This window comes from Brevundimonas faecalis (assembly GCF_040549405.1).
Lineage (GTDB): Bacteria > Pseudomonadota > Alphaproteobacteria > Caulobacterales > Caulobacteraceae > Brevundimonas > Brevundimonas faecalis.
Map to the genome: position 1 here is coordinate 777219 of NZ_JBEPTF010000001.1, position 23585 is coordinate 800803.

Below are 23585 nucleotides of genomic sequence, written 5' to 3' on the forward strand. Positions count from 1 at the left end.
GATTGCATCTCTTGGCCTTGTAGCCGCCATGACGGCATGCTCGCCGGAAAGCACCCCGCCGCCTATAATTCGGGATGGCGCATCCGTTCAGAGCACCTGCTCGCCTTCCTCGCTTCCCGAGAGCGAGATCCGCGGAACCCGCGTGGCCCCAATCGTCACGGATACTGGCTACGAACAGTTTCATGCAGACTGGAGCTATACGCGCCGCGACGGATGGGGGTCGTCTTGGTCTGGAGCATATAGGCTTTGCGGCGCTTCCATCTGCGTCCAGATCGACGGTGAGGCTGAGCGATGTCGCGCCCTTCGGAGGGTGGCGAAAGCCCGATATGTCGATCCCTCAGGTCAAGTGCTCGTATTCGAACCAACGCCAGACTGAGCCTGAGTTTGTTGAAACGGCAAGCTTCCCTGTCGATGGAAAGGGCAAGGGCTGGGCTCTTCTTCGTTGCGATGTTGGCGCAGGCAAGGTGACGACCGCGTGCGAGCTGACCGATGAATCCGCCCCCGGATCGCGGTTCGGCGTCTGGGCGATCAGAGCTCTCTTGACCGGAACGCTTGTAACCAAAGGAGAGGACCCAATGCCGGGCGACCAGTATTACGCCATTGCCCGGTGGGAGGTTCAGTAAAACTCAGGTTCGGGAGACCGGGTGTCCGCTTTTCACCCATTTCAGACCCTTGGCGTGTCCGCTATTCGGCACGAAGGGCGAGGTTCCGCCGCCGTCAGTTGCCGGGCGAAGTAGCGAGAGACCAAGCCTCCAACGCCTTCGGTTCCACAAGATCGTTCACTGGCGTCGTGGTCCAGATGGTCTCATTGGTGGGACGATCAGCGCCTGAATAGACGACGAAGTAGCCTTCCGCATCCTCACGCAGGGCATCGAATCCCGGCGTCATTCCACATAGATAGCCAGTGTGCCGAATTGTAATCCTGCGCTGTACCTTCGGCCCCTTAAGTTGCAGGACCGGGATCAGGACAGCCCGTCGTCCGAATAGCTGAGGGGCTATCCGGATGGCTCCCTGCTCGGCGACCCTGGCAATGAAGACTGTCGTTGCGCCTTCCCAAGCTTCTCGTTGGCCAGCCAAGATTCTCTCTGCAAATTGCGCCTCTATCTGATCTGACGTGAACCATGGAGGCGGCGGCGGAGGCGGCGAACAGGCCGACGCCGAGCCGCTCGGACAAGCCGATGCAACGAGCGTGAATAAGCCGCCGAACAACAGCAATGTCTTCATGGAGAATATCCGATTCCGAACGTTGGATCTGCACGCCTGATGCGATGCTGTATTCGTCTCTCACCATTATCAAGACGTCGAGCCGTCTACTGCGGTTCGTCGTGGGTTCAGGTCCGCTTTCCAACCAGAAGGCGAAGGCCCGCTTCCGGCGCCTAGGGCGTCGCTTCTTGGCGGAACTCGGGATTGAGCGCCAGGAAGCTGCGGTAGTTGTCCTGCTCCCAAGCGGCCAGTGCGGCGACGTGCGTCGGCGGTATGGTCACCATTGCGCGACAGCCGGGACTCTGGCCCGTAAGTCTGAATGTCAGGGCCCGCCTGCGCTGCTGCAGAGGAACAAGGAAGGTCGCCCGGGTGGCCAGTTCCGGATCCGGGTCCAACCCCGGCGGGCCGCTGCCGTTGCTGACGGAGATCCGCTCATAGCTGATGTCTCCGTCGACAGATTCGAGCGCAAGGTGTTTCCGATCACGGCAATCGAACAATTCGACCTCTAACGCGAAGCCCTCATCATCTGGGTTCGGCGGATCCGCATCGCAGCGAGCCGTCCAGATCGAGGCTTCGACACGGTTTCCCGCCTCTCCGATCGCTACTATAGTGGGGGCGGTAGCGCTTATACCACAGTTTACATCGCCCCGCCTTACCTTGAGCGGCACGCCCAAGTAGATGTCGCCCTCGTAAGTCGGATGGAGCGCCTCAAGCTTGGGGACGTCATCCGGCGCGTCGCATGAAGCGACCAGCAGGCCCCCGATGAGGACGGCGAGAAAGGCGCGTGTGGACCATTCCATAGAGGGTCAGCTTGTCGGAAACTCGGACCTTGGTCCAGCGGCGCGCGGTCGCGATGTCCGCCTTCCCAGCCTTGAGCGAACTTCGGCTCACGACCCATTGCGGACCTTCCGGCGCTAAGCTGGAGACGCATCCTGTATCCGGGGCGGGGGTCAGGCCCAATCTTGACGATCAGGGTCGGGCGCAACCTAATGCGGGACAAGGTTTCGAAGGTTGTGGACTAGATGCGCCCCCCGGTTCGGTTTCAGACGGCACGGCTTGAACTGCGTCCGGTCGAGGCGACCGACGCTCCCGCTATCTTCAGCACCTACGCAGGGCAGGTCGCCCCGACGCGTTTCATGAATTTTGTTCGACACGCCGGAGTCGCAGATTCAGAGGCGTTTGCGCGCCGCTGCGTCGATGCCTGGGCCTCAGGCCAAGCGTTTCCGTGGGCGGTCACCCACAGGGCTTTGGGTCAGTTCATGGGCGTCGTCGAGCTTCGGGCGAGCCCCCCAAAGGCTGAATTGGGCTACATCTTCGGAGACGCTTTCTGGGGGCAGGGCTTCGCCTCCGAGGCCGCGTCAGCCGTAGTCGACTGGACGATGACGCAGGATTCGATCTTCCGCATCTGGGCGACTTGCCATCCAGATAATGCCGGGTCGGCGGGCGTGCTCAGAAACCTAGGTCTGACGTACGAGGCGACCTTGGCCAACTGGGAAGAACGACCCCAACTCGGAGAACGAGCCGGTGCGAGCGACGTCTATGCGTGGGTCCGCTAGGCGCGATTAAGGTTTCTTCGAAAGGCGGGCTTTCGTGGTTTCAGGGATGGGGGGAGGCCAACTTCTGCTTTCGACCTGATGTCGTCAGACCCATCGCCTCTTATGAACCGGTCGATCCCGCTTCTCATTCCGCCGCAGTTTCGGCTACCATTCCTCATCTATCGGGGAAATCATGACAGACCAGTTGCAGCAAGGCAGGGAAGTCGCATCTGACGTCAGGAAGCCCGCAGCGCCGACCAGCGTCCCGGTTATTCGATCAGGGGGATTTCAGCTTGCCAAACGGCTGACTGAGTTTTTCTCCGTCGTCACCGTCGCATCGTTTGCCGTGTCAATATTCGCAAATCAGGCGGTGTTTGATCGTTGGGGTCTGAACTTCCTCCAACTCGCAACGGTCACTGACGTCGTAATGTCGGGTCTATCGCTTCTCTTCTTTGCCATTCCCTTGGCAATGGCGCTGCTGGCCGCCTGGGTCATCGGAGGCCTTAGAGGGCGGTTGCGTTGGTTTGGCCGGATTGCGCTCATCATCGCCGCCCTTGTTTTCGCCCTGGGCCTCTGGGGACTATCCCAAGGCGAAGCCGACCAAGGCGCAGCGGCCGCAGTGTCCTCGAGCGGCTTCGTGCTGGTTGGTCTGCTCGGTCAACCCGCTCTGCGTTTTCATAGAAAAAGGAGCCTGCGCGCCGGCATCGCAGCCATCGCCGCCGCCATCCTCGCCGCCGTCACCTTGGGCCAGACAGTCGCCTACACCGTGAAGAGGTATGAGGTGCGCGGCTATTCTGCCGACGCCCAGCTCTATCTTCAGCCCGCGATCCCTTCTTGCAAGGGTCGCGCGCTGTGGGTTGGTGAGCGTGCCGTAGTGCTCGACTGCAGCGAACGAAGCGGCCCCCGCAATATCAGCGTCATCTTTGGACAACAGGATCATCTCTACAGAGCTGTGGCGCCGCAACGGGATGGGGAAGTCCGCTAACCACCCCTAGCCGCCCAAGGCCATGTCTGTTCTTCGGCCTCAAGGTCGCGGCGCCGTTTCGCGTTGACGCGGCGGGGCGGGCTCGGAAGATGCGTCGTTCAAGGACGGTCTGCGGGCCGCTGGGGGAGCCTGGACATGGAGCTGATCAGTCTTCCGGCGTCGCCGTTCGCGGCGCGGGTTCGCATCGCGGTCTACGCCAAGGGGCTGCCGGTCGACATCGTCCCGCCGCCTGCGGACTGGCGCGAAAGCCGAGCGTTCCGGGATTTCAGCCCCGCCGGCCGTGTTCCCGTCCTGCTCGACGAGGGCGGGGCCCTTTGGGAGTCCGCGGTCCTGGTCGAGTATCTGGAGGAGCGCTTTCCCGATCCGCCGCTGACGCCGGTCGACGTGCTTGATCGGGCGACCGCCCGGCTGTTGGTTCAGTGCGTCGATCTCTATCTGACGCCGCCCCTCGTGGCGCTCGCCGATCCCCGCACCGACGGCGCGGGCGCGCGGCGCGCGGTGGAGGACGCCCTGAACAGCGTCATGATGATCGACCGGCTTCTGACCGGGCCGCGATACGCGCTTTGCGACGAACTCTCGATCGCCGACTGCGCCCTGGCGCCCGCCCTGTTCGCGGTCGGCGTGACGGGCGAGCGCATCGGCCTGGACCTGCTCGAACCGGGTTCGACCCTCCACGCCTACGCCCGCATGTCGCGACAGGACCCGCACATCGGCCGCGTGATCGATGAAATGGAGGAGGGGCTGCGGCTTCTGACCCGGACCGCCTAGCCCGGCTCAGGGGCGGATCGCAGCAGGGCGTCCAGTTCGCGGATCAGGGCGCCCGTGCGGCCGCCGCCGGGCGGGGCGGGCGGATAGCGGCGGAGGACCGCGATCACCGACGGCGCGGCGGCGCGGCGCGCGCGGTCCAGGGCGGCGGACGCGACGGCCGGATCGTCTGCGGCTTCCTGCTCCAGGGCGCGGGCGGCATGGGCGGCGGCGCCCAGGACGTGCTTGACCTGGGCGGCCTGGGGCAGGGGATGCAGAAAGCCCGCGGCGGCCGCCGCCATGGCCGCCCGCGCGGCTTCCGACGCGGCGGACAAGCCGTCGTCGCGCGCCGCGATCGCCGCCCCTTGCGCGGCCCATGCGGCGTCGCGCAGGGCCTTGCTGCGAGGCGCGCCCGCCGCGAAGGCCTCGGCGGCGTCCAGCGCCGCGCGCGGACGCAGGTCGCTGGGGCGGTCGCGCTCGAAGACCGCCAGGACAGGCCGGGCGCAGGCGGCCGCATAGCGCGCCGTCTCGCGCAGCTCGGCCATGCTCAGGGCGAAGGGTTCGGGGGCGCTCATGCCGACGGTTCTAGCAGTTTCGGTCCCATCTGGATCATGAGCAAAGCTTAAGCTGCGCTCCGACCCTGAATCTGGGATGCGTCGTCGCGAAACGAACGGGGAAGGCCATGTCCATGAAATCCTGGGTGAAGCTTCTGGCGGCGATGGGTCTGGGGGCGATCGCGTCTCAGGCCCAGGCCCAGGCTCAGGCTCAGGCCCAGGCCGCAGCGCAGAATCCGCAGCCCGCCCCGCCGTCGGCCGAGGGCCTGGCCCAGGCCGGAGCGGCGCTGAAGGTCGGGCCGGACGGGCTTTCCGGGCCGGGGGCGGAGATCCTGGCCCAGGCCGTAGCCGCCAGCCGCTACGTCATGGTCGGCGAAAGCCATCACTCGCGGGAGATTCCCGCCTTCACGGCTCAGGTCTGCCGGCTGATGGCGCCGGGCGGCCTGACGGCCATGGCGGTCGAGATGGGGCCGGAGGCCGCCAGGGCGATCGACGCCGACATGCGCGCGCCGGATCGAGATCAGAGGATCGCCGACTTCGCGCGCGGCCATCCCGACGCCCTGATCTTCTTCAACAGTCCCGACGAGGCCCGGATGGCGGCGGACTGCGCAGCGGCGGCCGGCCCTGACTTCGCGCTCTGGGGGCTGGACCAGGAGTTCCTGGGGGCCAGCGGCCACCTGCTGGAGCAGATGCTGGCGGCCGGTCCCGGTCCGGTCGCCCGCGCCGCGATCCAGGCCCTGTCGGAACAGGAACGGGAGGCGACGCGCGAGGCCCTGGAATCCGGCTCGCCCGGCGACCTGCTGCTGTTCACGGTGACGGACGAGACCCTGGAGCGGACCCGGGCGGCCGTCGCTCGCGACGGAGGAGACAGGGTCGGCGAACTGTTCGAGGCCCTGGCCGAGACCCACGCCATCTACCAGGCGTCGCAGAAGGGGCAGGGCGATCCCAACGGGCGCCGCGCGCGACTGATGAAGCGGACCCTGGCGGGTCGTCTGGCCGAAAACCCGGGGGCGCGGGTCCTGATGAAGTTCGGCGGCTGGCATCTGTACAAGAGTCTCAACCCGCTGGATCAGCGCGATCTCGGCGCCTTCGTGGCCGAGCGCGCCGACGGCGAGGGCGTGAATGCGCTTCACGTGGTCGTTTTGGGAACGCGCGGCTCGGAGGCCGGCTACAACGGCGTCGGGCGACCCGCCGTCGTCCGCACCTTCGACGCCCTGACCGAGGAGGGCGAGGACTGGCGCAAGGAGGTCGCGCTGGCGCGTCCCGCCGACATGGCGGCCGAGGACTGGTTCCTGGTGGACCTGCGTCGCCTGCGTGGTCCGGCCGCAGCCAATTATACGCCGGAGTGGCGACGTCTGGCGCTCGGCTACGACATCGCGATCCTGGCCCCGACCCTCAGCGCGACCCGCTTCCTCGGGGCGCGAGAGGCCGCCGCGCCCTAGGGGCGGCGTTTCTGCAAGGCGCTGGATCGGGGGCGCGGGTCGGCGTAGGTGCGGGGCATGCTCGAACTCGCCCCTGAAATCATCGCCCTGCTGTTCCTGGCCGCGGTCGCGGCGGGCTTCGTCGACGCCATCGCCGGGGGCGGGGGACTGATCACCGTGCCGGCTCTGCTGGCCGCCGGGGTCAGCCCCGTGGCGGCCATCGCCACCAACAAGATCCAGGGCAGTTGCGGCACGGCGGCGGCGACCTGGACCTTCTGGCGCAAGGGACGGATCGACTTCGCCCTGCTGAAGTGGCCGCTGATCGCCACGGTGGTCGGGGCGGCCCTGGGCGCCGTGACGGTCATGTTCGTGGACACGACCTGGCTGATGGTCCTGCTGCCGCTGCTGCTGGCGGCCATCGCCGTCTATTTCCTGGTCGGGCCGAAGGCGAGCGACGAGGACGTCCACGCCCGGCTGACGCCCTTCGCCTTCGGGGCCGTGGCCGGGGGGATCGGCTTCTACGACGGCTTCTTCGGCCCCGGCGCCGGCTCCTTCTTCGCCCTGGCCCTGGTCACCCTGCTGGGCATGGGCCTGACCCGCGCCACGGCCCACACCAAGGCGCTGAACCTGGCCAGCAACCTGGTCTCGGTCGCGGTCTTCGCCGTCGGCGGCCAGGTGCTGTGGGCCGTCGGCCTGTCGATGGCGGTCGGCCAGGTGATCGGCGGCTGGCTGGGCTCCCACGCGGCCATGCGCTTCGGCCCGCGCCTGATCCGGCCCCTGCTGGTCGTCATCTGCCTGGCCATGGTGGTCAAGCTGCTGTCCGACCCGACCAACCCCCTGCGGGTCTGGCTGGCCGGCTTCTTCTGACCAAGGGCGAAGGGCGTCTTCAGCCGGCCGCCTCGCCCTCCTCGACGGCCTGGACCAGGTCCTCGTCGGGGATGAATTCCAGGACTTCCATCACCCTGGCCTCCTGGGCGGGAATGACGACGGTTTCGATCTTGGCGATCTTGATGACCCCCAAGCGCTCAAGCATGACGGGGTGACCGGCGATGAGCTGTTCGGCCAGGGTCTCCATCGTCTGGTCCAGGATGCGGGCCACCTCCGTCTCGGGCAGGCCGGAACGGATCGTCACCCGCTCGATCAGCTCGGCGTGGGTCAGGGGGAGATCGGTCTCGGCCTCGGCCTCCGCGACCAGTTCCTCGATGGCGCGAGGGCGCCAGTTGATGGCCGCCTCCCCGCCGCCGACGATGTCGGTGAAGCCGTCGGGCATGTCGTAGGGCGGGGCGGAACCGGGATCGGCCTTGAACTTGGGGCTCATGACAGGGCCTCCGTGACTCTGCGCCTCTGGGCGACGTCCTGAAGATCCCAGGACGCGCTCCAAGAATAGCCTATCAGCAGGGGTCTGCCCAAGGGCTTGTCGTCGGCGCCGACGGCGCTGGCCAGATCGCGCATCAGGGTCTGGGCCGAGGCGGCGTCGATCAGCCGCCTCAGCATCTCGCGTTCATAGGGGGTGAAGGCGTCCCCGGCCTGGTCCAGCCGGTCCTTCAGCTCCGCCCTGACCCTGGCGGGGTTTTCGGGGCAGGCGCCCAGCTTGGCCCAGGCGTAGCCGCCGATGTCGAAATTGGCGTAGGCGCGGCATCGGGCCACGCCCAGATGGTCGTAGACCACGGCGGCGTTCCGCAGGGCGGTCCGCGTCAGGCGCTGGCCCTGAAGCAGGCTCTCCAGCACCAGCAACTCGAAATGGACGGTCAGGGCCCCGGCCTGATCGCGCAGGAAACGCTGGGCCATGCGGGTCTGGCCGTCGTCGACATAGAGCAGCAGGCCGCCGATCGTGTCGTCGGCCAGGACCTCGTCCGCCATGAACCAGCCGACGCGGGTCCCCTGCGCCAGCGGCAGGTCGGCCGCCAGCAGGCGGGCCGCCTCCACGACCTCCGCCTCGCTCCTGTTCAGAAAGACGGCCGCCGTCTGCTCGCCCTCGACCTCGATAGGGCGAGAGCCGAAGTCCGGCGTCCAGGGCCACAGAGAGCGGATAAGGGTCATGGCGTGACGGGGGCGGTTGCAGGAGGGGTCATTCTATTTGTCGAACATCGTTCGTCAATCGAGGGCTGCTTCTCCTACCCTGCGCAGCGGGGGAGGAGTTCGGGTGACGGTCCTGAGAGAGTTTCACGTATTATTGTTTTGCGAATCTATGCCGTCGCCTGCCTCCCTTCGCGTGGAGGTTGTCTCCAAGGGAGGGTGAAATGAGCGGTTCCATTATTCGCAGGCTGGCGCTGGGCGCCGTGGTCCTGGCTGCGGCGGGTCTGACGGCGGCCGTCACGCCGGGCGCGTCCCCGGCCGAGGCCCAGGGCCTGTCCCAGTACGACATGTGCATGCTGAACGCCTATTACGACTGCTACCCTCGGGATTCCTCGGGCCAGCCCCGGCCGCCGAACCTGGGCGACATGGACGAGGCGGCTGCGTTCGAGCAATGCGTGGCGGCCAGCTATCCCCGCTGTGCGGGACTGCCCGGCGATCCCAACTGATCGGGGCGCCAGACAGGGGACGGCGGCTCCGACCGGGGCCGCCGTTTCCGTTTGATAGCCGTCGCTTGTCGAGGGGCGCGGTCGGCGCCTAGGCTGGGCCGCCGGAGGAGGGCGGGGCGATGAAGATCGGTTCCAGGCTGTTCATGCTGAAGCTGCTGTTGCTCGGGACGCTCGCCGCGACCCAGGCCCAGGCCGGCAATCAGGCCCAGAACAAGGCCCAGAACCAGGGCAGCGCCCTGGAGGAGGCGCGCGCACAGGGCGGAATTTTCGCCGAAACCCAGCGGCCGAGCCGAACCGAGGCCCTTGAACAGAGGCCGCCCTTCGGCGGCGTCAGCCTGTACGCCTATCTGTCGCGCGCATGGTCGGTGAACAGCTTCTACACGGTGTTCCGAGGGCAGGGGGCGGAGCAGACCTGGTTCTGGGTCGTGAAGCGCATCAGCTGGGCGCCGGGCGGGACGCGGACCGTGGTCTGGGCGGATTCGCGATCATGTCCGGCGGTCGAGAAGACGCTGACGGCGATGGAGAATATGCCCCCGGTCCGGCCCGACGCTCCGCGCCTGGGGACGGAGAGCGCCAACCTGGGCCTCGTCCTGGATGGAACGCGGCATGTCTTCTGGAACAGCTTGGCGCGATCCGGGGACGATGACGCGACCGTGGCCCTGGAGATCGTCGGCAACGTCAACAGCCCGGTCGGCCAATGGTGGAGCGCCGGAGAGGCCGCGCTCGCCGAATGCTGGAGCGAAACCACGCCGTCCTAGGGACCGCCTTCCCGCAGGCGGGGGAGGCGTTTCTTCTCCTCTCCTGCGAAGCGGGGGAGGGGGACCGCGCGCAGCGTGGTGGAGGGGGCGAGGGTTCGGGCGGCGGTGTCCGGTTCGGGTGGAGGCCGGCGGAAGCTGGGCCGACGTCGGCGTCTGTGGTCGCCCCCTCCACCACTTCGTGGTCCCCCTCCCCCGCAGGCGGGGGAGGAGTTTAGGGGGCCTGCTCTCAGCCGTTCCGCTGAGGCGCCCTGATCCCTGTCTCTAGGTCTTGAGGGCCAGGGTGGACAGGTAGGTCGGCAGGCAATGGTCGATCAGGAAGCGCGGCGCCGGGGGTCGATCCTCCTGGAAGCCCGCGATCACGAAGCCCGCCTCGATCTGGCCCGCGACGAGATCGGTCAGGCTGTGGCCGAAGACCAGGGCCTCGCCGCGTTCGACCTTGGCCGCCAGGGCGTCCGGGGCCAGGTCGGTCGCGTCGGCGTAGGGGATCGAATAGACGGGTCGGATCAGGCCCTGCCGGACCAGTTCGGGGTCGCGATCTCCGATGAAGATCGCCGGATTATAGAAGCCGGCCAGCATTCGCCCGCCGGGCTTCAGGACGCGGAAGCACTCGCGCCATATCGGCTTCACCTCGGGGACGTAGTGGTTCGATATGGGATGGAAGACGATGTCGAAGGCCTCGTCTTCGAACATGGAGAGGTCGCGCATGTCGCCCTGCGCGACGGTCAGGGAAAGACCGTCGCGGTCCGCGACAAGACGGTCCTGATCGAGCTGCCTGCGCGAGATGTCGAACACGGTGGTTTCGGCGCCGGCCGCGGCCAGGACGGGCGCCTGTTGGCCGCCCGCCGAGGCGAGGCAGAGGATGCGTCGCCCGCGAACATCGCCGAGCCAGTCGTCGGGCAGGGCGCCCGGCGTCAACTGAACGGACCATCGCCCGGCCCTGGCGGCGGCGACGGTCTCCGGAGAAACGGGACGCGACCAGTCGCAGTCCAGGGCGGCCTGTCGATCCCAGGCGGTCTGATTGTGCGCGAGGACGTCGAGCGCGTCGGAGATGAATTCTGGCATGTGGAAAGCTCGGATCAAGGTCCGGCCGGTCTGTCGGCCGGACATCAGGAATGTTCGATCCTGCGAATGACGCAGGGCGCTATTGCGCGGTTCCTGAATGTTTCAGGCGTCTTCGCGCAAACAGTCGACAGTCCTAGATCAAGGCGGCGCTTCCCAGTTTCGATAGGGCCTCTATCACCCGGCGCCTGTCCTGACAACGCGATGCGGCTTGTGCGGCGTCCCTGACTCCTCCCCTGCGGAGCGGCGGAGGAGTCAGGGACGGTTTCGCATTCTGGGAAAACGCGGATATGAAGGAGCGCCGGGGGAGGGCGAGATGTCAGGATTTGAAGCGATATTCGCCTTCTACGCCTTGTTGCTGGGGCTGGCGGTGGCGAACGTCACCTCGGCCTTCGCCAACATGTACAAGGCGCGACGGAAGACGGCTGTCGGCTGGACCACGCCGCTCCTGGGCGTGGTCATCCTGCTCTCGGCCAGCCAGCAGTGGATCGCCCTGTTCCGGGCCCAGGCCGACATCGCCATCGGCCTCAAGGAAATCCTAGCCTGCCTGGGCATGGCCCTACCCTATATCTTCGCCAGCCATACGATGACGCCGCGCGACGGCGAGGTCGCCTCGCTGGAAGACTATTATGTGGACCATCGCCTGGTCCTGGTCTGGGCGCTTCTGACGCCGATCTGCACCAGCGCGATCCTGAACCTCGTCTACACCTCGACGCTGGATCGATGGAGCGTTCAGGTGGTCATGGAGATGCTTCTCTATCAGGGCGTGCGGTTCGCCTGCCTGATCCCCATGCTGATCTGGCCCGCCGCGGCCGTCCAGCGCGCCGGCCTCCTGGCCCTGGCGGCCTACACCGTCTTCCTGATGATCTGAGGGCGGCGCTGATCTTTCCTCCCCGCTTGCGGGGAGGGGGACGATGCGAAGCATGGTGGAGGGGGCGGCGGGACGGTTGGTTTTTGAGGCGCCTGGGACGGCAGGCGTCGGCGACGCCCCCTCCGTCTCGGCCGCTGTGCGGCCGATCCACCTCCCCATGAATGGGGAGGAGAAGAAGCGCCCTCACCCCGCCAGGGCGGCCTTCTTCTCTTCCAGCTCCAGCCAGTCCATTTCGGCGGCTTCGAGGTCGGTGCGGGCCTTTTCGGCGGCCTTCATGGCGCGGTCGAAGGCGGCGGGGTCGCGGGTGTAGAGGCTCTGGTCGGCGAGGACGGCGTCCTGCTTCGCGATCTCGACCGGCAGGGTCTCCATCAGCTTCTCGACCTCTTCCAGACGGCGGGCGTCCTTGTAGGACAGCTTCTTGGAAGTGGCGGGTGGCGAGTGGCGAGTGGCGAGCGCAGGGGCGGACGGCGGCGATCCGAGCTTTTTCTTCTCGTCACTCGCCACTCGTGACTCGTCACTTAGGAAGGTCGGGTTCTGGCGCAGGAAGTCCTGCCAGCCGCCGGGGGTCTCGACGATGTCGCCGCGCCCGTTCATGGCGATGGTCGAGGTGGCCAAGCGGTCGACGAAGTCGCGGTCGTGGGACACCAGGATCAGGGTGCCGTCATAGCCCTCGAGCAGCTCTTCCAGCTTGTCGAGGGTGTCCATGTCCAGGTCGTTGGTCGGTTCGTCGAGGACCAGCATGTTGGCGGGCTTGGCCAGGGCGCGGGCCAGCAGCAGGCGGTTGCGTTCCCCGCCCGACAGGGTCGAGATCGGCTGGCGCAACTGGCTTTCCTGGAACAGGAAGTCCTTGGCGTAGGCGGCGACGTGCTTGGAGAAGCCGCGCACCAGGATGGAGTCGCCGCCCCCCGGCGTCAGGGCGTCCCACAGGGTCATGTCCGACTTCAGCCCCTCGCGCGACTGATCCAGATAGACGGGCTCCAGATTGGCGCCGAGGCGGACGGTCCCTTCGTCGGGCGTCAGTTCGCCCAGCAGGGTCTTGACCAGGGTGGTCTTGCCCGCACCGTTGGGGCCGACGATGGCCAGGCGGTCGCCGCGCATGACGCGGGTGGTCAGGCCCTTGAAGATGGTCCGCTGGCCGAAGACCTTGGACACGCCCTTCAGCTCGGCCACCAGCTTGCCCGAGACGGCGCCGGAATCGACGCCCAGATAGAGGTCGCGCGGGACGTCCTTCATCTTCTCGGCGCGTTCGGCGCGCAGGGCGGCCAGGTTGCGGGCGCGGCCCTCGTTACGGGTGCGGCGGGCGGTGATGGAGCGGTAGAAGGTCTCGGTCTCGCGCTCGATGGTCTTGGTCAGCTTTTCGAGGGCCAGGGCCTCTTCTTCCTGAACCTTGGCGGCCCAGTCGTCGAAGGCGTCGAAACCCTTGTTCAGGGTGCGGACGCGGCGGTTGTCCAGCCAGTGGACGGTGTTCGTGACCTTGTTCAGGAAGGCGCGGTCGTGGCTGACCACCAGGACGGCGAAGCGGGCCTGGACCAGCTCGTTCTCAAGCAGTTCGATGGCCAGGATGTCGAGGTGGTTGGTCGGCTCGTCCAGCAGCAGGACGTCGGGCTCCTCGGCGAAGGCTTTCGCCAGGGCGGCGCGGCGGGTCTCTCCGCCGGACAGGTTCTGCGCGGGCTTTTCCGGGTTGAGGCCGAAGGTGGTCAGCCAGCTCTCGGCGGTCCAGCGCTCGGCCCCGCCCGAGGCGGCGTAGTCCAGCAGGGTGTCGCCAGTGATGTCCGGCTCCTGCGCCACATAGGCGAAGCGGGTCCCGGCCTGGACGGCGCGGTCGCCGCTGTCGGCCTCGACCAGGCCCATGGCCACCTTCATCAGGGTCGACTTGCCGGCCCCGTTGCGGCCGACGACGGCGGCGCGGCTGCGCGGCTCGACCGCCAGGTCGACACCGTCGAACAGCGGGCGCTGACCATCCTGAAGACGGACATCCTTAAGGGCGACGAGGGGGGGACGAGCAGCCATGGGCGGCCATATAGCGACTGACCGCCGGTTCGGCCATCGGCGTTGACCAAGTCGGCGACGCGGGCTGTAGTCCTGCTGAAAAAGGGGAGGCGGGGCGCGCATGGATCTGAACGGTTCGAAACGACACGAGGGGTCGCGCAAGGCGCCGGGCCGGGGGTGGTACGCCCTGGCCGTCCTGCCCGCGATCTGCGGCTTCGCGGTCATGGGCGTCATCCTGTTCACCTCGTTGTCCAAGCTGGACGACGGGCTGGAGCAGATCGTCGTGCCGGGCGCGCGCGAGTTGAAGCTGGAGCCCGGCCGGCACACCGTCTTTCTGGAGTACAACAGCGTCGTGGACGGCCGGGTCTATCGGGTCGATCAGGTGTCCGGCCTGGCCGTTCGGGTCGAGGCGGCGAACGGAGCGCCGGTCGCGGTGCGCGCGCCGACGGGCAGCTCCTACTATACGATGGGCGGCGGCCAGGGCGAGGCGATCAACGTCTTCGACGTCGAACAGGCCGGCGCCTACCGGATTTCAGCCGACTACGACGGGGCGGCGGGACCGCAGACGGTGATCGCCGTGGGGCAGGGCTTCATGGGGGCGCTTTTGGCGTCCGTCTTTGGAGGCCTGGGGGCGGCCTTCCTGGGCGTGTTCCTGGCCTCGGGAGCGGCGCTCTGGGTCTATCTGGCGCGGCGAAGGGTGCGACAAAATTGACGGGGTCTTGATTGCTACCGTCCGGCTGGTATGTAAAGCGTCATGGACGCACAGACACGCCGCCGCGCGCCGGAAGCCACCCGCGCAGAGATCATCGACATGGCCATCGAGGTGGCCGCCGACCAGGGGGCCATGGGGCTGACCCTGGATGCGGTGGTGGCGCGCCTGCCCTTCAGCAAGGGCGCCCTGCTGCATCACTTCCCGACCAAGCAGGCCCTGCTGGAAGGCGTGGTCGATCAGCTGGCGAACGAGATGACGGCGGCCATCCTGGCCGAGGCGGCGCGCGACCCCAACCCCTATGGCCGCAACGCCAGGGCCTATCTGCGCGCGACGGTCAACGAGCCGGTGACGGAGCGCGACGTCAGCATCGGGCGGGCCATCCTGGCCACCTGCGCGGTGGAGCCGGCCTTGATCGGGCGCTGGCGGGCGGCGATGCGGACCCTGGCCGAGGACGATCCGACCGACATGGCGGGCAAGGACGACGCCCTGATGCTGCGGCTGATCGCCGACGGCCTGTGGATGAGCGACCTGTTCGGCACCCATGAGGTGTCGCCGGAACAGCGCCGCGCCCTGCTGTCCCTGCTGACGCCGGGCAGCATCCTGACCGAGGCCCAGAACGAGCTTGAAGGCGTCGAATGAGCCCGATCACCTGGGCGTCCCTGCTGGGCGCCATCGCCTTCGAGGTCATGGGGACCACCCTGCTGCAGGCGTCGCAGCAGTTCACCCGACCCTGGCCGACGGCCGGGCTGGCGATCTGCTACGGCCTGGCCTTCTACCTGCTGACCATAGCCCTGAAGCAGATGCCGGTGGGCCTGGCCTACGCCATCTGGAGCGGGCTGGGCGTGGTGGCGATCTCGATCATCGGCCTGGTCCTGTTCAAGCAGAAGCTGGACGGCCCCGCCGTCCTGGGCCTGGCCCTGATCGTCGGCGGGGTGGTGGTGATCAACCTGTTTTCCAAGAGCGTGTCGCACTGAGCTTCCTTCTCTAGCCGGCGGGGATTTCTTCTCCTCCCCTGCGAAGCGGGGGAGGGGGACCATGCGGAGCATGGTGGAGGGGGCGGCGGGACGGTTGGTGTTTATGGGGCCTGGGACGGCTGGCGTCGGCGCCGCCCCCTCCGTCACGTCCGCTGCGCGTCCGCGCCACCTCCCCATGAATGGGGAGGAAGGAGGCGGGTTTTTCCTCCCCGCAAGCGGGGAGGGGGACCATGCGGAGCATGGTGGAGGGGGCGGCGGGACGGTTGAAGTGTATGGCGCCTGGGACGGCTGGCGTCGGCGACGCCCCCTCCGTCACGTCCGCTGCGCGTCCGCGCCACCTCCCCATGAATGGGGAGGAGAGAAGCGGGTTTTTCCTCCCCCGCAGGCGGGGGAGGAGTTTGTTCTTGGGGCGACAGGGCGGTGCTGGGGGGGTATAGGCCCGGCGATGAAGCCGTTCTGGGAGAGCAAGGGGCTGGAGGAGATGACTCCGGCCGAGTGGGAGAGCCTGTGCGACGGGTGCGGTCTGTGCTGCCTGGTCCGCTTCGAGGACGAGGACACCGGCGAGGTGATCCCGACCAAGGTCCACTGCAAGCTGTTCGACTCCGGGACCTGCGCCTGCACCGACTATGTCCACCGACAGAAGCACGTGCCGGACTGCATCCGGCTGACGCCCGGCAAGATCGGTCAGCTGGGCTGGCTGCCGCTGTCCTGCGGCTATCGTCGGGTGCATGAGGGGCGGGGCCTGGCCTGGTGGCATCCCCTGGTCTCGGGCGATCCGGAGACGGTCCATAAGGCGGGGGTCTCGATCCGCGGCCAGACCATCTCCGAAGAGACGCTGGAGCATGAGGAGGACGCCCTGGACTTCATCGCCGCCGAATGGCTGCTGGAGCGGGGCGGCGACGCGCCGGGAGGCGGGTCGAAGCCGGGCGGTTCGTAACGAATAATTACCCTGGGGCGGGGAATAAGGGCGGGTATGGCGATCGTGGTTACGCAGGCGAAGACGCAGCAGGACGGTGCGGAGCGGGACGCTTTCGACCGGCTGACCGCCGTGGCCTGCAGTCTCTTTGGAACCCCCGCCGCCATGATCGCGGTCCTGGACGCGGAGCAGGCGGTCTTTCGGTCCAGCCTCGGACTGGATCGCGTCAGCGTGCCGCGCGAAGGCAGCGCCAGCTTCCGCCTAGTCGACATGGGGGCGGGCGGCGAGCTGATCGTCGAGGACACGTTGGACCGGGAAAGGGACCATCCCCTGGTCGTCGGCGGCCCCCGGGTGCGCTTCTTCGCCGGGGTGACGATCAGCACGCCCGACGGCCGGCCGGTCGGCGCCTTCGGCGTCATGGATTTCAAGACCCGTCCGGCGCCCGAGCCGGAAAAGATGGCCCTGCTGCATGAGCTGGCGGCCGTCGCCGGGCAGCTTCTGGAGCAGGACGAGGCGGCGCGGCAGGAGGCGGCGCGGCTGGAGACCCTGAGGCTGGCCGAGGCCATGGTCGGGGTCGGACGCTGGCGCTATGAGGTCGCCGGCGCCGAAGTGACCTGGTCGGACGAGATCTATCGCATCCACGGCGCGGCGCCGGGCGCGTTCCAGCCGACGCTGGAGACGGTGATCGCCGCCTATCATCCCGACGACCGGGAGGAGATGCGCGGCCTGGTCGAGCAGGCCCTGAAGACCGGGGAGCGCTACGCCTACAAGCTGCGGCTGATCAGCCGCGACGGGACGGAGCGGATCGTGGCGGCCGAGGGGGCGGCCGAGAAGGACGCCACGGGCCGGGTCGTGGCCCTGTACGGCGTCCTGCAGGACGTGACGGACCGCGAGTCCCTGCTGCGCCAGGCCCAGACCAACGAGCGCCGCTATCGCCTGCTGGCCGAGAACACCGGGGACGTCATCACCCGGGTGAAGATGGACGGGTCGAGCAAGTATATCTCCCCGGCGATTCAACAGCTTCTGGGCTGGACCTTTGAGGAGATGAGCGGGCAGTCGACCGACTACGTCCACCCCGAGGACCGGCACCTGGTGCTGAAGGCCATCGGGGAGGCGGTGAAGACCGGCTCGCCCAGCCGCCTGGAGCACCGCGCCGTCCATCGCAGCGGGACGGTCATCTGGGTCGAGTGCACCTTCAAGGCCCTGACGGACCAGAACGGCCACGTGGACGACGTGGTGGTGGTGATCCGCGACATCACGGCGCGCAAGGCCCTGGAGGCCGAGGTGCTGGAGGCCAAGGAGACGGCCGAGGCGGCGGCCCGGGTGAAGAGCGAATTCCTGGCCAACATGAGCCACGAGCTGCGGACGCCCCTGACCAGCGTCATCGGCTTCTCCGACCTGCTGAAGGCGTCGGATACCCTGCCGGAGGCGGAGCGGGTCTACGCCGAGCGGATCGCCACGGCGTCGGAGGCCCTGCTGGGGGTGATCAACGACATCCTCGACTACTCCAAGCTGGAGGCCAATGCGATCGAGATGGACCCCGAGCCCTTCGCCGTCGCGGCGCTGGCGGAGGGGGCGGCGGCCATCGTCGAGGCCCAGTGCGCGGCCAAGGGGCTGGCGCTGGCGGTGACGGTGGACCCGGAGACGCCGGAGGTCCTGACGGGGGACGCCGGGCGGCTGCGCCAGGTCATGCTGAACTTCCTGTCCAACGCCGTGAAATTCACCGGCAAGGGCGGGGTGACCATGAGGGTCGGCGGCCGGGCCGACGGCGATGGACGCTGGCGCCTGAGGACCGAGGTGACGGACACCGGCATCGGCATCCCGACCGAGAAGATCGAGCAGTTGTTCGAGCGCTTCACCCAGGCCGACGCCTCGACCACGCGGCTCTACGGCGGGACGGGACTGGGCCTGGCCATCTCGCGCCGCCTGATTGAGATCATGGGCGGGGAGATCGGGGTCGAGAGCCGGCCCGGCGAGGGGGCGACCTTCTGGTTCGAGACCCCCCTGGCCCAGGGCGGGACGGTCGGACAACTGGACGCCGGCGACGCCCCCATGCCCGAGCCGGGCGCCACGGCGGGCGGGCGCATCCTGATGGCCGACGACGCGCCGGGCAACCGGGAGCTGGTCGGCGCCATCCTGCGCGGCCTGGGACTGGAGATCGAGGTGGTCTGCGACGGGGCCGAGGCGGTCCACGCCATGCAGGTCGGCGCCTACGACCTGGTGCTGATGGACGTCCACATGCCGGTCATGGACGGGCTGACGGCGACGCGGGAGATCCGGCGGATGCAGGTCGGGACCGGGCGCCGCACGCCCATCCTGGCCCTGACCGCCAACGTCCAGGCCGACCAGGTCGCACGCTGCCTGGAGGCGGGCATGGACGGCCACCTGGCCAAGCCCATCCAGATCCCGGCCCTGGTCGAGGCCCTGTCCCGCTGGCTGACCCCTGACGAAGCGGCGGCCCTGGCCAGCTGAGTTGCTTCTCCTCCCCTGCGGAGCGGGGGAGGGGGACCATGCGGAGCATGGTGGAGGGGGCGAAAGGTCGGGCCTGGGGTTTCCAGGTTCGGGCAGGCTTCGGCGGAAACAAGCTGAACGTCGGCGGCTGTGGTCGCCCCCTCCACCACCTTCGGCGGTCCCCCTCCCCCGTGAACGGGGGAGGAGTCAGGGCGCCCCTTCTTCTCCTCCCCGCTTGCGGGGAGGGGGACCGCGCGCAGCGTGGTGGAGGGGGCGGCGAGGCGGTTGATGTTTGAAGCGCTTGGGACGGCTGACGTCGGCGCCGCCCCCTCCGTCACGGCCGCTGCGCGTCCGCGCCACCTCCCCATGAATGGGGAGGAAGGATCGACTCTAAGCGGCCTGGGCGGCGCGGCGCATGCGCCAGAAGCGGAGGGTGCGCAGGGCGGCGTCGCGGGACAGTTCGTTGTACATGCCGGCGTAGGCCCGGGCCTTGCCCATGGCGTTGTCCTCGGTGTTCAGCAGGACCACGGCGTAGGTCAGGAAGAGGGCGCGGTCGAGGTCGGCGGCCTTGCAGACCACGGCCAGGGCGTCCAGCTCGCGCCGGTCGATGATCTGGCGCGCGGTGTGGTAGTCGATGTCCGCCAGCTGGGACAGGGCGATCAGGAAGGACGTCCGGCTGCCCGAGCGCAGGAAGCGGGCCAGCATCTCGGGCGTCAGCTGACCGGCGGCCCGCAGCTCCTCCACATAGGCCAGGCTCTCGGCGTGGTCGGGCGGCAGGATGCCGTCGTCGGCGGCGACGCGGGCGCGTCCGGCGGCCAGGGCGCTTTCCAGCAGGACCGGGTCCATGCGGGCGTTCTGGGCCAGGATGTGACGGCGCAGCCGGGCCTCGACCGCGAAATACATGTCGTTCAGCAGGTCCGGCGGCAGGGCGGCGCGCTCGACCGTCACGGCGTGCAGGGCCGGATTGGCCAGGGCGCGGCCCACGGCGGCCTCGGAGGCGGCGCGGGACAGATGGGCGCCCTGGTTGCCCAGGAGGACGCCCAGGGTCTGGTCGTCGCCGCGTTCGACGATGGCGTCGGACACGGCTTCCGGCACGTCGGCGCGGAGGCTGACGGCGCGCATGTGGCCCTGGCCGCGCGAGCGGATGACGCGGATCAGGTCGGCTTCGGTCAGGACGGGGGAGGCGCGCAGCACGGGCTCGGCCACGGCCTCGGCCTCGTCCTCGGCTAGGCGGCGGATCAGTTGGACCGGGGCGTCCGGGGCCGTGGCGAAGCGTTCGGCCAGTTCGGCGCGGACGGCGGCGTCCATGGCCTGGGTCAGGTCGCCCAGGACGGCGCCGTACAGGGCGGTCTCGGCCTCGGTGCGCTCCGACACGCCGAAGAAGGCGTCCGACAGTTCGCGCAGCAGGGCGCGGCGCTTTTCGCTGGACGGCTCCTGGGCCAGGGCGATCAGCTCGGGAAGGCGGGACGCGGGAACCGGAACGCGCTTTGGAGAGGCGCCGTCGCTCATAGGATGTCGGGATCGTCGGTCATCGGAGCGGCGCGAACGCGGCCGTCCTGGTTGCGGATCAGGTTGGGAGCGGCGGGAGGCTCGGCCAGGTCGGTCGAGGCGGGCGCCTGGTCCAGCTCCACCGGCAGGGCGTTCAGATAGGTGGGGGCGGGCAGGGGCGCGGCGTCCGGCTGACGACCCGCCTGACGGTGCAGGGAGTAGTAGCGGGCCGTCTCCTGCGGGGGGACGGGCGCGGCCGAATAGGGCTGGGGCTGGGTCGGCGCGGGGGCGGCGGCCTGAGAGGCGGGTTGGGGCGCGGCGCGTCGGCCGCCCTGTGCGGCGGCGCGGGGCGGTTGGCCCGAAGCCTGGTTCTGCGCCTGGTTCTGGGCTTCGGCCTGGGCGCGCGCCTGGGCCTCGGCCTCGGCCTGGGCCGCCTGGGCCGCCTGGGCGGCGGCGGCCGCAGCGGCCTCCTGCTGGGCTCTCAGGCGGAAGATGGGGGCGTCCCGGCGCGGGGCCATGGGATCGTAGGCGGGCGCAGCCTCGGCCGCAGGGGCGGGGGCGGCTTCCGCCGCTGGTGCGGGGGCGGCCTCGATCGTGGGAACGGGCGGGGGAGGCGGCGGCGCCTCGACTGCGGGAGGCTCGACCCTGCGGGTCGGCGCGGGCAGGGGCGCGTCCGCGACGCGGGCGGGCGCGGGCGCCGGGGCGGGGGCCTCGACGGGAGGCTGGACGACCGGGGGGGCGTAGGCGGGCGGAGGCGGGGCGGCGCGTTCGCGCACCGGGGCCGGGATCGGCGCGTCCCTGTAGACCTCGCGCGGCGGCGCGGGCGGCTGGTAGGCCGGGGGTTGGGGCGCGGCGGCGTAATAGGCCGTCGGGGCCTCGGCCGGCGCTTCGACCGGGGGCGGGGCGTAGGCGGGGGCGTCGACGTAGGAATAGACCTGGGCCTGGCCTTGATCCGGGGCCTGATCCTGGCCCTGCGGGGCGTAGGCCTGGGCCTGCTGCGGCCGGGCGTTCCAGGGTGCGGCGGGGGCGGGGCCTCGGCTGAGGACGCGGCCGCCCCAGGAGGGCGGAGCCGGACGGGCGTCGGGATAGGGCGGCGGGGCGGGCTGGTAGACGGGGGCGTTCGGCCCCGTCCAGGCGCTGGCCGGCGTCAGGCCCTGGGCGGGGGCCTCGGGCGCGGCCGCCTCCGCCGGGGGATAGGCGCGGGCGAAGCCGCCGTGCGGGATCATGGGGGCGTTGCGGCGCGAGGCCATGACCACGGCCGTCGGGCTGGGCCGGGCGGTCGAGGCGGTCTGAACATAGGGGGCGACGGTCTGGGCCGTCGCCGGCGCGCCTGCGGCCAGGGCTCCGGCGACCAGGACGCCGGCGGCTGGAAGAAGCGATTTGGGCGGACGTCGCACGGACGGGCTCCTGAGGCGGACCACGGGTTCAAGCGTCCATCCTTAACGCCGGACGGCTTAATCCGGCGCTAACGCGGGTTTGGGGCTTCTTTTCCTCCTCTGCGGAGCGGGGGAGGAGATAGGGGTGCGGGAATATTCGCGCGGGTCGCCTATCGGGACGGGCCAATCCCAAGGATTCATTGGGATTGGAAGTTTCTGGAGGCTTTTCGCCAGCCTAGGCGCGGCGGCGCCCTATGCTTTGGGTATGACGCAAGAAACCGATGAAATCGACGATTGGACGGCCGCGGTCGTCCGCACGCTGAAGGGCGAGGTGGACCAGGCGATCATCGCGATGGCGAAGATCACATACCCCACGGAGCCCGCGGAAATCGAGCGGCGGACGCGGCTGGCGGGGACGATCGCCCGGACGGCGGCGGCCGTGACGGCCCTGATGCGGCGACCGGCCCGCAAGGCGCGCGAGACCGCGCGCGAAGAGGATCAGATGAGCGAAGACGACCGTGAACTCACCGAGGCTGAAGTGGACGGGATCGAAACTGAGCTGTTCGCCCGCGTCGATCATCTGGTCGGAGCCGTCGAACGCAAGTCGCTTGTTGCGGGAATGGGCGCGATCCCTGCCGAGGGAGGAGCGTGGCCCGGCCTTGAAGGCGGCCTTGCAGGCGACGCCCTGGCTGAGCGACGAACAGGTCAGTCCGCCTGACGACTGGCGCACCTGGGTGCTGCTGGGCGGGCGGGGGTCGGGCAAGACCTTCGCCGGGGGCTTCTGGATGAACGAGCTGGCCAAGGGCGGGGACCTGACCTTCGCCCTGGTCGGGCCGGCCATCCACGACGTGCGCGAGGTCATGGTCGAGGGGCCGTCGGGGCTGAAGGCCCAGGCGCCCAGGGACAACCGGCCGCGTTGGGAGGCGGGACGGCGGCGGCTGGTCTGGCCGTCGGGCTGCAAGGCCTACGCCTATTCGGCGGAGGACCCGGACGGGCTGAGGGGACCGCAGTTCCATGCGGCCTGGGCCGACGAGTTCTGCGCCTGGCGAAACATCGAGGCGACCCTGTCCAACCTGAGGTTCGGGTTGCGGCTGGGGCCCCGGCCCCGGCTGACGATCACCACCACGCCCCGGCCCATTCCGGAACTGAGGCGGCTGCTGGCCGAACCGGGGGTGAGGCGGGACCGGGCGAGCACGGCGGCCAACGCCGCCAACCTGGCCCCCGGCTTCCTGGAGCATCTGCGGTCGCTGTACGCGGGGACGCGGATGGAGGCGCAGGAGCTGGAGGGGCTGATCGTCGAGGACGACGGCGCCCTGTTCCGGGCCGAGGACCTGGCGCGGGCGCGGGGAAGCCGGCCGGCGCGGCTGGATCGGGTGGTGGTGGCGGTGGACCCGCCCGCCAGCGCCCACGGCGACGCCTGCGGGATCGTGGCGGCGGGACGCAGGGGCGGGACGGCCTATGTCCTGGCCGACCGGTCGGCGCGGGGACTGTCGCCCATGGGCTGGGCGCGGCGGGTGGTCGAGACGGTCCGGGATTTCGGGGCCGACCAGCTGGTGGCCGAGGCCAACCAGGGCGGGGAGATGGTGCGGGCCCTGCTGGTCCAGGCGGACTGTCCGCTGAAGCCGCAACTGGTCCACGCAACGCGCGGCAAGCGGGTCCGGGCCGAGCCTGTGGCGGCTCTCTACGAACAGGGGCGGGTCGTCCACTGCGACGCCTTTCCGGCCCTGGAGGAGGAGATGATGGCCCTGGGCTGCGACGGCGGCGGGCGCAGCCCCGACCGGGCGGACGCCCTGGTGTGGGCGCTGACGCAACTGATGCTGGCCGGCCGGACCCAGCCCCGACTGCGGGTGCTGTGAGGGGGACCGCGCGGAGCGTGGTGGAGGGGGCGAGGGTCGGGCCTGTGGTTTCCAGGTTCGGGCGGGTGTCGGTGGACACAAGCTGAACGGCGGCGGCTGTGGTCGCCCCCTCCACCACTTCGTGGTCCCCCTCCCCCGTGAACGGGGGGAGGAGTTCTTTAGGCATCGGGA

The 23585-nt window shown here is 69.2% G+C and carries 24 protein-coding genes; 15 read left to right on the forward strand and 9 right to left on the reverse strand.

Annotation, left to right across the window (positions count from 1 at the left end; translation table 11 throughout):
* Window positions 1–717: 717 nt before the first annotated feature.
* Both ABIE19_RS03705 and ABIE19_RS03710 read right to left on the reverse strand, forming a co-directional pair.
* The gene (locus ABIE19_RS03705) at window positions 718–1224 is read right to left on the reverse strand and encodes a hypothetical protein (RefSeq protein ID WP_354087773.1); all 507 of its coding nucleotides are present in this window, start codon (window positions 1222–1224) and stop codon (window positions 718–720) included.
* Window positions 1225–1376: 152 nt separating this feature from the next.
* Window positions 1377–2003 carry a hypothetical protein gene (locus tag ABIE19_RS03710; RefSeq protein ID WP_354087774.1) on the reverse strand — a complete coding sequence of 209 codons (627 nt, stop codon included), beginning with the start codon at window positions 2001–2003 and terminating at the stop codon, window positions 1377–1379.
* A gap of 222 nt (window positions 2004–2225) precedes the next feature.
* Between ABIE19_RS03710 and ABIE19_RS03715 the strand changes: the two genes are divergently transcribed.
* From ABIE19_RS03715 to ABIE19_RS03725, 3 genes are all read left to right on the forward strand, one after another.
* Window positions 2226–2759, forward strand: a complete 534-nt coding sequence (locus tag ABIE19_RS03715; protein ID WP_354087775.1) for a GNAT family N-acetyltransferase — start codon at window positions 2226–2228, stop codon at window positions 2757–2759.
* 172 nt (window positions 2760–2931) lie between these two features.
* Window positions 2932–3723: a hypothetical protein gene (locus tag ABIE19_RS03720; RefSeq protein WP_354087776.1), complete on the forward strand. Its 792-nt coding sequence runs from the start codon at window positions 2932–2934 to the stop codon at window positions 3721–3723.
* A 135-nt stretch (window positions 3724–3858) separates the two neighbouring features.
* The gene (locus ABIE19_RS03725) at window positions 3859–4491 is read left to right on the forward strand and encodes a glutathione S-transferase family protein (RefSeq protein WP_354087777.1); all 633 of its coding nucleotides are present in this window, start codon (window positions 3859–3861) and stop codon (window positions 4489–4491) included.
* Here ABIE19_RS03725 and ABIE19_RS03730 read toward each other — a convergent pair.
* Entirely contained in the window at window positions 4488–5042 is a 555-nt protein-coding gene (locus ABIE19_RS03730) for a putative immunity protein (protein WP_354087778.1), read from the reverse strand. The genes ABIE19_RS03725 and ABIE19_RS03730 overlap by 4 nt on opposite strands.
* A gap of 107 nt (window positions 5043–5149) precedes the next feature.
* Between ABIE19_RS03730 and ABIE19_RS03735 the strand changes: the two genes are divergently transcribed.
* Window positions 5150–6463 carry a hypothetical protein gene (locus ABIE19_RS03735; protein ID WP_354087779.1) on the forward strand — a complete coding sequence of 438 codons (1314 nt, stop codon included), beginning with the start codon at window positions 5150–5152 and terminating at the stop codon, window positions 6461–6463.
* A gap of 57 nt (window positions 6464–6520) precedes the next feature.
* Window positions 6521–7309 (forward strand): TSUP family transporter, encoded by a 789-nt coding sequence (locus ABIE19_RS03740; protein ID WP_354087780.1) that lies wholly within the window; start codon window positions 6521–6523, stop codon window positions 7307–7309.
* A gap of 19 nt (window positions 7310–7328) precedes the next feature.
* Here ABIE19_RS03740 and ABIE19_RS03745 read toward each other — a convergent pair whose 3' ends face one another.
* Both ABIE19_RS03745 and ABIE19_RS03750 read right to left on the reverse strand, forming a co-directional pair.
* Window positions 7329–7760 carry an HU family DNA-binding protein gene (locus tag ABIE19_RS03745; RefSeq protein WP_354087781.1) on the reverse strand — a complete coding sequence of 144 codons (432 nt, stop codon included), beginning with the start codon at window positions 7758–7760 and terminating at the stop codon, window positions 7329–7331.
* Window positions 7757–8482 carry a hypothetical protein gene (locus ABIE19_RS03750; RefSeq protein ID WP_354087782.1) on the reverse strand — a complete coding sequence of 242 codons (726 nt, stop codon included), beginning with the start codon at window positions 8480–8482 and terminating at the stop codon, window positions 7757–7759. The genes ABIE19_RS03745 and ABIE19_RS03750 overlap by 4 nt, the downstream gene beginning before the upstream one ends.
* Window positions 8483–8682: 200 nt before the next feature.
* Here ABIE19_RS03750 and ABIE19_RS03755 point away from each other — a divergent pair, with 200 nt between their 5' ends.
* The gene (locus ABIE19_RS03755) at window positions 8683–8964 is read left to right on the forward strand and encodes a hypothetical protein (RefSeq protein ID WP_354087783.1); all 282 of its coding nucleotides are present in this window, start codon (window positions 8683–8685) and stop codon (window positions 8962–8964) included.
* A gap of 119 nt (window positions 8965–9083) precedes the next feature.
* The gene (locus tag ABIE19_RS03760; RefSeq protein ID WP_354087784.1) at window positions 9084–9722 is read left to right on the forward strand and encodes a hypothetical protein; all 639 of its coding nucleotides are present in this window, start codon (window positions 9084–9086) and stop codon (window positions 9720–9722) included.
* A gap of 261 nt (window positions 9723–9983) precedes the next feature.
* Here the strand turns inward: ABIE19_RS03760 and ABIE19_RS03765 are convergent, their stop codons facing one another.
* Window positions 9984–10784, reverse strand: coding sequence for a class I SAM-dependent methyltransferase (locus ABIE19_RS03765; protein WP_354087785.1), 801 nt, complete (start codon window positions 10782–10784; stop codon window positions 9984–9986).
* 313 nt (window positions 10785–11097) lie between these two features.
* Here ABIE19_RS03765 and ABIE19_RS03770 point away from each other — a divergent pair, with 313 nt between their 5' ends.
* Window positions 11098–11652: a hypothetical protein gene (locus ABIE19_RS03770; protein ID WP_354087786.1), complete on the forward strand. Its 555-nt coding sequence runs from the start codon at window positions 11098–11100 to the stop codon at window positions 11650–11652.
* Window positions 11653–11835: 183 nt separating this feature from the next.
* On the opposite strand, the gene ABIE19_RS03775 is transcribed toward ABIE19_RS03770, so the two are convergent.
* A complete protein-coding gene (locus ABIE19_RS03775; RefSeq protein WP_354087787.1) occupies window positions 11836–13662 on the reverse strand; it encodes an ABC-F family ATP-binding cassette domain-containing protein in 1827 nt (608 codons plus the stop codon).
* A 100-nt stretch (window positions 13663–13762) separates the two neighbouring features.
* Here ABIE19_RS03775 and ABIE19_RS03780 point away from each other — a divergent pair, with 100 nt between their 5' ends.
* From ABIE19_RS03780 to ABIE19_RS03800, 5 genes are all read left to right on the forward strand, one after another.
* Window positions 13763–14353, forward strand: coding sequence for a hypothetical protein (locus ABIE19_RS03780; protein ID WP_354087788.1), 591 nt, complete (start codon window positions 13763–13765; stop codon window positions 14351–14353).
* Between the two features lie 42 nt (window positions 14354–14395).
* Window positions 14396–14992 (forward strand): TetR/AcrR family transcriptional regulator, encoded by a 597-nt coding sequence (locus ABIE19_RS03785; RefSeq protein ID WP_354087790.1) that lies wholly within the window; start codon window positions 14396–14398, stop codon window positions 14990–14992.
* Entirely contained in the window at window positions 14989–15327 is a 339-nt protein-coding gene (locus tag ABIE19_RS03790) for a DMT family transporter (RefSeq protein ID WP_354087791.1), read from the forward strand. The genes ABIE19_RS03785 and ABIE19_RS03790 overlap by 4 nt, the downstream gene beginning before the upstream one ends.
* A 445-nt stretch (window positions 15328–15772) precedes the next feature.
* On the forward strand, window positions 15773–16264 hold the full coding sequence (locus ABIE19_RS03795; protein ID WP_354087792.1) for a YcgN family cysteine cluster protein: 492 nt from the start codon (window positions 15773–15775) through the stop codon (window positions 16262–16264).
* A 36-nt stretch (window positions 16265–16300) separates the two neighbouring features.
* On the forward strand, window positions 16301–18715 hold the full coding sequence (locus ABIE19_RS03800) for a hybrid sensor histidine kinase/response regulator (RefSeq protein WP_354087793.1): 2415 nt from the start codon (window positions 16301–16303) through the stop codon (window positions 18713–18715).
* A gap of 369 nt (window positions 18716–19084) precedes the next feature.
* Here the strand turns inward: ABIE19_RS03800 and ABIE19_RS03805 are convergent, their stop codons facing one another.
* Both ABIE19_RS03805 and ABIE19_RS03810 read right to left on the reverse strand, forming a co-directional pair.
* Window positions 19085–20203 (reverse strand): DUF2336 domain-containing protein, encoded by a 1119-nt coding sequence (locus tag ABIE19_RS03805; RefSeq protein WP_354087794.1) that lies wholly within the window; start codon window positions 20201–20203, stop codon window positions 19085–19087.
* Window positions 20200–21579, reverse strand: coding sequence for a hypothetical protein (locus tag ABIE19_RS03810; protein ID WP_354087795.1), 1380 nt, complete (start codon window positions 21577–21579; stop codon window positions 20200–20202). Before ABIE19_RS03810 ends, ABIE19_RS03805 begins: the two co-directional genes overlap by 4 nt.
* Before the next feature lie 244 nt (window positions 21580–21823).
* On the opposite strand from ABIE19_RS03810, the gene ABIE19_RS03815 reads away from it, so the two are divergent.
* Both ABIE19_RS03815 and ABIE19_RS03820 read left to right on the forward strand, forming a co-directional pair.
* The gene (locus ABIE19_RS03815) at window positions 21824–22276 is read left to right on the forward strand and encodes a citrate synthase family protein (protein WP_354087796.1); all 453 of its coding nucleotides are present in this window, start codon (window positions 21824–21826) and stop codon (window positions 22274–22276) included.
* Window positions 22218–23414: a DNA-packaging protein gene (locus ABIE19_RS03820; RefSeq protein WP_354087798.1), complete on the forward strand. Its 1197-nt coding sequence runs from the start codon at window positions 22218–22220 to the stop codon at window positions 23412–23414. The genes ABIE19_RS03815 and ABIE19_RS03820 overlap by 59 nt, the downstream gene beginning before the upstream one ends.
* Window positions 23415–23585 lie beyond the last annotated feature (171 nt).